Below are 8766 nucleotides of genomic sequence, written 5' to 3'. Positions count from 1 at the left end.
GGCAAAACCAAGAGTAGCTGTTACATAATCTAAATTTCCAGAACTAGAAACACTACTTCCACTAGCAGTTAGTTTGACAACTGGAGAAGCAACTAAATCTAGTAACAAATCAATATCATGGATCATTAAGTCCAAAACTACAGACACATCATTAGCTCGATGAGAATAAGGACTCATCCGATGAGCTTCTAAGGCCAATAAATCTTCAGTTTTTAGGACTTTAGTAAGTTCTTGAAAAGCAGGATTAAATCTTTCTATGTGACCCACTTGTAAAATTCGGTTAGCTTCAGCAGCAGTATTTACCAAAAATTCGGCCTCGGCGATACTAGCAGCAATAGGCTTTTCCATTAAGATATGGACTCCTGCTTCTAAGCAAGTCATTCCTACAGCGTAATGCTGAAGAGTGGGAACTGCTACACATACAGCATCAACATGAGGTAAAAGGTCTTTATAATCCTCAAAAAAACGAACTTGATATTTACTAGCAGTGTCGAGTCCTCTTTCCACATTAATATCTGCGACACCGACTAATTCTGTATCTTTGAGCAAATTTAGGACACGGGTATGATGCTGTCCCATATTACCAACCCCAATAACTCCTACACGAAGAGATTCTGGTTGACTATGTTTAGTAAAAACGGATGAATATACTTTAGACATTCTATTTAGCACTCCTAGATTCTCCTCCACCACACCTAATTTAGAGTAAGGTAATAGGTTTTTTGTTCAGTCTTTGCAAATTTATCTTATATTTGCTGACTGGGGCTAGTGCTATAACATTCTAAGTAGGTGGCGTTAAAAATTATTGTGATGAAAAAGTAGGTAGGGAATCTGTCCTATTGGCGACGTTCATCAATTGATAATGGATAATGGATAATTACCTCTGGTTAAAACCGTCCTTGATTGAATATCAGGAAATATTATTTCTTCTCTTGGTCGATGGTCGGCCAGCTCCGAGATCTCGCCATCCCACCCTACGGGAAGCTCCGAAGATCAACCGCTGTCTTGGTTGATTGGATATGGCGAGGGGACCTCGCCATCCCTCAACCGCTTTTTTCCCCTTGAAAGGGGAGGCTTTTAACCAGAATTATTTAATTAATAATTATTAATTATTAATTATTCGGTAAGAGGACAGATTCCAGAAGGGAACGGCTTTGTCATTTATTTGAGTTGGTAAATTTTCTGAGGTAGTTAACAAAGTCACCAAGTCAGTAGGGGTGGTTTCTGTTCCGGAATACTTTCAGTCCGCAAATGCAAAGCAGAACCTAAATGTGTAATTAGGAGCAAGACAAACACCAAATCACCAAGTCAGTAGGGGTGGTTTCTGTTCCGGAATACTTTCAGTTCGCAAATGCAAAGCAGAACCTAAACGCATAATTAGGAGCAAGACAAACACCAAATCACCAAGTCAGTAGGGGTGGTTTCTGTTCCGGAATACTTTCAGTTCGCAAATGCAAAGCAGAACCTAAACGCATAATTAGGAGCAAGACAAACACCAAATCACCAAGTCAGTAGGGGTGGTTTCTGTTCCGGAATACTTTCAGTCCGCAAATGCAAAGCAGAACCTAAATGTGTAATTAGGAGCAAGACAAACACCAAATCACCCGCACAGAAGTTGTTTTTGTCACGGGTTCCCTTGCAGATATATCCTCTAAAGGACTGTGCTACCAGGTGCGTCTGTAACACTCCGCGGGGTCGCACCGCTGTTCCCTGTATCGTGACTTTAGCAATATTTTATCTTTTCTTTTGCGGGTTTAATACCCCATCGTCAGTTGCAGTGCTTAAAATTGCTTGGGGTTATAAGACACGAAGTGGCTTGTCGTTGACTATCCATAAGCAATTTTCCCCTCAGTGCAAGATGGCAGAAATAACTAACCAGTTACAAAATCCTAAAAGCCTTACCAATCAATACTTTTGACTTTTTACTTTTGACTTGCGCGTAGCGGCACTCAGCTCCCGCTGCTCCCGCTGCCTTCTGCCTTGTTCAAGCAATTGGTATAAAAATTAGTCTGTTATTAGTATAACTATTACTGTACTTGAAAAATATACCAAAATATAAAGAAAATATTACGATTTTCCAAATTTACTAAAGCTGTATGAAATAATTGAATCTATTGAAGAAGGAGACAGGAGACAGGAGACAGGAGACAGGAGGAAAATTACATGGGGATTCTAACCCCAAGTAATTTTGAACACCGTGTAGACGGTGGGGTATTAAACCCACAAAGAAAATGATAAATATTAAATTGAGGCCAGCAAATATAAAGGCCTTAAATATAAAATTCTGAAAACACCAATCTCTTGTTTATTAAGGGTTTGGTGTTTTCTAATTTTGAGGTAATTTCTAAGAATCGAAGCAATCAAAAATTAGTTCAATATTTTTCGATGACAACAATAGTAATTAAAATAGGCACTTCCAGTCTGACTCGTTCTGAATCGGGAAATTTGGCCTTGTCCACAATTGCTAGCTTGATCGAGACTATTACCAATCTACGTTCTCAGGGACATCGAGTAGTTTTGGTTTCTTCTGGAGCAGTTGGTGTAGGTTGCGATCGCCTAGGACTAACTGAAAAACCTCGTAATATTGCCATGAAGCAAGCAGTAGCAGCAGTGGGTCAAGGAAGACTAATGCGAGTTTACGAAGACTTGTTTACATCTTTGCGACAAACAATGGCCCAAATATTACTTACTAGGAGCGAGCTTTCACGACGTAGTAGTTATGTCAATGCTTACAATACATTTCAACAATTGTTACGAATGGATGTAGTCCCAATTGTGAATGAAAATGACACTACTGCTGTGGAAGAACTGAAATTCGGAGACAACGATACTCTATCAGCTTTAGTTGCTGGTCTAGTAGAAGCTGATTGGTTATTTATATTAACCGACGTTGACAAGTTATATTCTGCGGACCCTAGAAATAATCCAGATGCTTTACCCATTACCTTAGTAGAGCGAATAGAACAACTCGAAGAATTTCAAGTTCAAACTGGAGATTCTGTTAGTGGACGGGGAACTGGTGGAATGATTACGAAAATTGAAGCTGCCAAAATTGCCACAGCGGCAGGAGTACGAACCGTCATTACTGATGGCCAAATTCCTGCTAATATACTAAAAATTCTGAATGGAGAATCCATTGGGACTCAGTTTGAACCTCAACCACAACCAGTAAATGCCCGCAAACATTGGATTGCCAATATTTTAGTACCTTCGGGCAAGCTGTATCTGGACATGGGTGCAGTTCAAGCAATTTCTGAATCTGGTAAATCTCTACTAGCTGCTGGTATTACTCAAGTAGAAGGAGAGTTTTATCCATCGGATGCTGTAGAACTGTGCAATGAAGAAGGTGGGGAAATAGCTAGGGGACTTGTGAACTACAGCAGTACTGAATTGCAACAAATTCTGGGTTGTCGTTCAGAAGATATACCTGATATTTTGGGCTATACAGGATCTGACACAGTAGTACATAGAGATAACCTTGTAATTAAATGTTAACAGCCTTCTCCTGACGGAGACGCTGCGCGAACGACTGGAAGTCAGTCCTCAAGAGGACCGAGTCAGTAGAATTTTTTGGCTTTGCTCATCGGATGGAAGCCTTATGGGGTATAGAACCCATTTGATAGCTATATAATTATGGTAGTCAAGTATTTTCGCACATCAATTTTGAGGAAAAATCTGAAGAAGGAGTGTTGAATTTTTTGTATTATTTCTCCCCACATCCTCCCTCTTAACCGAATAATTAAGGTAAAAATCCTCTCCTTTAAAGTAGAAACAAGCGGTCGATCTTCGGAGCTTCCCGTAGGGTGGGATGGCGATCTCCTCGCCATATCCAATCGACCAAAAGAGAAAAAATTTTCCTTTGAGTCAATCCTATGGGTTTTCAATAATAATTAATAATTAATAATTATTAATTAGGGCTGGTTGAATAAATCTCAAAGCATTTACAGGTAAAGGTTTTAGATTTTTTAGGTCTTGAAAAAGTACCTGGTTTTCAGCTCTTCATGCTCAAAAAGGAGCGTATTTTGGGCGAGAGTTGGGCAAAAAAATTCTCCCCTACTGCCCTACTCCCCTACTCCTGAAAAAAGACTTTTTCAGCAAACCCTAATTATTGAACTCCTGTCTTCTGTCTCCTGACTCCTTCTTCAAATCATTGTTTCTGGTGGAGCAACATCGGAACCAACAACTACACTACCTTTAGTAGATTTTAATCCTGGTGTTTGAGTAGTTTCTAAATGTTTATCTGAGTGAGCAACCGAATCAGGAGTGTCTAATTTATCTGGAGTAAGATTTGCTCCTGGACTTGGTTGTTGAGACATCCAATTTAGTCCACCTACTGCGCCGGCCATTAAAGCTGTATAACCTATATATAGATGAATGGGGCCTATACCTAATCCAATGTCCTTATTGGAGTTAGACCAAGATGGTATTAAGCTTTGAAGTGGATCAAACATAGGTAAAGCTTCTGCTAAAGCTACTCCATCAAATCCTAAAGCGTTACCTATACGAAAGATGAATCCTCGAAGATATATATCTTCTGGTAGTTCATCTGTTTGGCCTTTTTCTATAGCTTCTAGATAATGAAGAGGTACAAAGGTTTGTTTATGAATTTGTTTCATAGATAAACAACGCATTTTTCGTGCTTTTTGTAGTTTTTCCCCTAGTTGCTGTAAATATGTATTTCTTTCTTGAACTAATAAGGCTGCTTTTTCTGCTTTTGTAAGTTTTTTTCTCCGTTTTCGTCGATTATTTTCTAGTGGTAACTCTTCTGAGGAGTTTTGGTTATTTTCTGAGAGATTAGTTTCCATATTGTGGGAATCTATGGATACTAAGGTTGACTCAGTTGTAATGTCTGATTCTACGGTAGTAGTTAGGTTAGTACTCATGTGTGTTTGAGGCTGATTTTGATGACTTTGGATTAACTGTTCCTGATTCATTTGTTGGTAATTAATACTTTTTTTCTGCTCATTCGTATGGTAAGAATGAGAGTCAATTGGGTCTGCTGAAGATGTTTTTTCTTCTGGTATTAATGTTCTAGTCAAGTTTTTTAGGCTGAGTTTTATTGCTTCTAGTCCTAACACTTTGATTTGAGCTTGGTTTTGAGCTACTGCTTCTTCTAGAGAAGTTTTTATGTCAGTCAACATTACACTATATACTTGGCTAGTATAAGTTTCAGTTTCGATATTACTCAGTAGCGATCGCCAATCATCTTGACAAATTTCTATAGGAATATGACCAGAAAAACTATAGCCAGATGTAGGTTTTAATTCCATCTTGGGGTTTGAGTTTTATATATTAATAGGAGTAATCTAAGTAATTTATTCTGGAATTTTGTGTTGATTCCGGATATAAAAAGTGCCAAGATTTAATTTTTGTTTTTTATACAAGTTTCCAAATATTTCAGTTTTTTTACTGGGAAATTTTTCTAACGAGTAACCTTTAATTTATCTATTGCGAAATAGTTTTTGCAATTTAAATTTAATAAGGTCATTAATTTTATGTAAATTTTATAGATAGATTAATTACCTACAAATTAATAATCCAGTTAAAGTATCAATAGAAAGTGCAATTCTACAAAACCATAACTGAATATACAATTTTTTTTCTCAAATAATTCTTGAATATAGTTTATAGGAGTTTTCAAACAGATAGGCTACAGTAGCCAAAGCATTCTCCTACTGCCTACTCCCTGGTTTCTCTCTTGGTAAGCATTCCCTTACCTCTACTTCTTCCAGTGTTAAATGCCTCTTATGGATCAGCTAAAGCTAACGGCGATGCGGGGTCGCATCGCTACTCCCATGCCCCAAAATAATTTTGTAGTCTACTTAAATGAATTGCGCTGTAAAAACGCAATTTTACTGACTACTTATAAACCCGATCTAGTAAAAATAGTCCTACGACAATTCCGATAAAATGAGCCACAATAATGTGAGTATTACCCAACAGTATAATAATATCCGGTGTAAATTTTTCTAGTTCTGTAGAGTTAAACATAGACGCTCCCATAACTAAAGATTCGCCTAATAAAATACCTCCAATTGCTTCTGCTCCTAATAAAGTTAGAGTAATCCCAACCAAGTTCGTAATTAAAGTCCTTTTCACTTGTTGAGTTGTATCTGCCCTGCTTGGCCTTGAAGAATCTGTAGGCACTCGTAATTTCCTTGCCAAGCGAGTGTAACGAAATGACAAGAAGATGCTGAATCCTAGTACCACAAGTCCACAAATTGGAAAAAAGAGGCTACCTCCCGCACCTGCTTCATCCATTTGATTGGGTAAGATGAAAGCAGCAAATAAAAACATGAAGCCTGAAATTACCCCCAATGCAAGTTGGGACCAGAAACAAGTCCATCCGCCGAACCGGAGTGCATTAGCTACTTGTTTAACAGCAGTTGGTAGGTCTGATAAGTTTGACATATTTATGCTTATGTATTGTCAATACTTTGATATACTCACGACGTTGCCCTTGAGAGAAAACGCTATAGGTGGTTTTTGTTTCTCGTGCACCGACCGGACCAGATTCATCTTGTCTGGTCTAAAGGTGCGCTCCTAAAGACTTGCCAAAACATTCTTAGAGTTTCCCCAATGATAGACTGGCGTTGACACTATCTAGACCAGTGGCCTAAATATATTTAAGACTGTAGCATTTATGCCGACATTTGAGCAACATGAAAGATTTGGACTGATATTCCCAGTAAGATTCTGAATTAAGGATTACAGCGGGGGCTTTTTGTGGATATTCGATCAAATTTTGGCAATATGGTTGACTCTAGGTCAACTCCTTTTAAAATATATTTAAGAATTGTAAACAAACAACTCTATTTGTAAACGTTATTAAATTTGAGACCTACTGATTATGACACAACCACAACCTACTACGAAACCGAATCTGGATGAACCAAAATTCGGTTTTAACCAATATTCAGAACGTCTGAATGGTAGAGCAGCTATGATTGGCTTTGTATTAACTCTGGCAATTGAATACTTGACTGGAGAAGGTTTACTATCTTGGTTAGGTCTCAATTAAAGTTTTAGCTATACCTAAATTATAGAGAGCTACTATATATAATAGGGATAGAGGTTAAACCAATACAAAAGTCTATGTATCATAATAAATGTTGAAAGAGATCGAGCCGTTATAATCGCAGTTATTTAACGGTGATACGGGGTCTATAAACTGCGCGGGAAACGTACGCAGACAGCCCCTCATAAATTTCAACCAGAAAAATAATTGAGCAATACGCGCGCACATTTTTGGCGTTATAATCCTATCAATAGCCATGGGACATATAGCTCGATCAAAGCGCACCGCCTGCGCTCAGGTAATCTCAGGGTAAAGACGGAGCAAAAAAGCTTCTGGAGATGGTAGTAGTGGGGGTAAAACTCAGTTTATTTGATTTGTTACCTAGTTAAGAATCTAAGATACAAGAATCTCACGTTATAATCGCACTTATTTAACGGTGAGAGTGTCAAAATAAAGATATGGTAAAGTCATGTTGTTGGTAAGCCTAATATTGTCAACAACTTACCAACAATTTCTATCTAGTTTGCAATTATACTGCATTAATCTAGACTATTCCTAGAGTGAGAATTAGTTTTATGTAGCAATTAATCCACTATTCACCTTGGCAATCTCAATATATGAATTGTAATTTTGGCGAAATACCAGGTTATTATAATTTTGTATTAATTGCTCAATATTGAATATTTAAGAAAAAATCAAAACTAATTTACTGATTTAAAGTTTAATACGGCAGTATAGTTAGTTATACATATCTATAAGAGGATAAAGGGAATTTATTAAATAATTAGCTAAATTCCTTGAAATTCAAGAAACTTACGAGTAAATTTAAGTTGTATCAAATTAAGCTTATGATCGACGCTTTATGGCCAAAAATCTTAAAAACTGCTTATCGAAAAGATCCTGTAGCAAGCTTTTTTGTAACAGTAGGATCGGTTGATGCTGTTATTGGTGGTTTAGGGACAAGTTGGTCTTTATTTAGTTTTGGCATAGGTACAGTAGGACTAGCAATTATATTACGTTTCTGGTTATTAAAGCGTTCTCAGATAGATCGAGCTACTCCTGTTCCAGAATATTATTTGCCTCCTAATTCTTCTCGTCCACAACTACCAATTCTAAGTAGAAATAAAAAGCATCTTCCTTAAATTAAATAATCAGCCATACCCCCAAGCTCTGATAAAAATTAGTCAAGTTCCTAATATAAAGTAGCTTTCTTGATTGGGGCTATCCCCTAATTAGAGATGGGAAGATTGAAGTGTAAATATAATGATAAACACATACTCTATAACCGGATTTTATATTAAGCCATTAATCCTAAAAAATATATGTGGACAGTCTAAAGCCACAGCATAAGGTAAGACATTTTCTACAATTCAAGAAGAAGTCAGGATACTTAGAAGTTGAGAAAAAAGTTTTAGTCTCTGGAATGATTATAACCCACATTCCGCACTACAAAATGTAGCACACATAGAGGGGAAAACTTGAGTAAGTATTTAGACTTAATCATAAATAGTAGGAGGCGATGTAGCTGCCGCACTTGCTCCGCCAACGCAAATCAAGAGGTTAATGATCAATCCCTACCCTAATTTTTTCTGGAATGATGTTGGCTAAAAAGCTGATTGTCAGGGGTTTTAACTTGCTTGTTATTCCTGCTGTACTCCATGAATGCTTTTGAGAATGACATCAGTTGCCGGAACTCATCAGTAGACATCTCCAAAAATTGCCAAAGTCCTTCTATCACCCTTAGCGAT

The 8766-nt window shown here is 37.4% G+C and carries 6 protein-coding genes; 3 read left to right on the top strand and 3 right to left on the bottom strand.

Features of this window, described 5'->3' with window-relative positions; translation table 11 throughout:
- Window positions 1-660, bottom strand: a 660-nt coding sequence (locus F6K13_RS07600) for a Gfo/Idh/MocA family protein (RefSeq protein ID WP_287287143.1), incomplete at its 3' end; no start/stop codon positions are given.
- A 1725-nt stretch (window positions 661-2385) separates the two neighbouring features.
- Between F6K13_RS07600 and proB the strand changes: the two genes are divergently transcribed.
- Window positions 2386-3495, top strand: a complete 1110-nt coding sequence (gene proB, locus F6K13_RS07595) for a glutamate 5-kinase (RefSeq protein ID WP_287287141.1) — start codon at window positions 2386-2388, stop codon at window positions 3493-3495.
- Window positions 3496-4142: 647 nt separating this feature from the next.
- Here the strand turns inward: proB and F6K13_RS07590 are convergent.
- Both F6K13_RS07590 and F6K13_RS07585 read right to left on the bottom strand, forming a co-directional pair.
- Entirely contained in the window at window positions 4143-5270 is a 1128-nt protein-coding gene (locus tag F6K13_RS07590) for a helix-turn-helix transcriptional regulator (protein ID WP_124155058.1), read from the bottom strand.
- A gap of 589 nt (window positions 5271-5859) precedes the next feature.
- The gene (locus tag F6K13_RS07585) at window positions 5860-6411 is read right to left on the bottom strand and encodes a DUF3611 family protein (RefSeq protein WP_124145944.1); all 552 of its coding nucleotides are present in this window, start codon (window positions 6409-6411) and stop codon (window positions 5860-5862) included.
- 439 nt (window positions 6412-6850) lie between these two features.
- Here F6K13_RS07585 and F6K13_RS07580 point away from each other — a divergent pair, with 439 nt between their 5' ends.
- Together F6K13_RS07580 and F6K13_RS07575 are read left to right on the top strand one after the other, a co-directional pair.
- On the top strand, window positions 6851-7021 hold the full coding sequence (locus F6K13_RS07580) for a hypothetical protein (protein ID WP_124145945.1): 171 nt from the start codon (window positions 6851-6853) through the stop codon (window positions 7019-7021).
- Window positions 7022-7866: 845 nt separating this feature from the next.
- Window positions 7867-8160 carry a hypothetical protein gene (locus tag F6K13_RS07575; protein ID WP_375339391.1) on the top strand — a complete coding sequence of 98 codons (294 nt, stop codon included), beginning with the start codon at window positions 7867-7869 and terminating at the stop codon, window positions 8158-8160.
- Window positions 8161-8766: the final 606 nt, after the last annotated feature.

Source organism: Okeania sp. SIO2B9 (assembly GCF_010672505.1).
GTDB classification, from domain to species: Bacteria; Cyanobacteriota; Cyanobacteriia; order Cyanobacteriales; family Microcoleaceae; genus Okeania; species Okeania hirsuta.
Note: the sequence above shows the minus strand (reverse complement) of the source record. Positions and strands in the feature narration are given on the sequence as shown.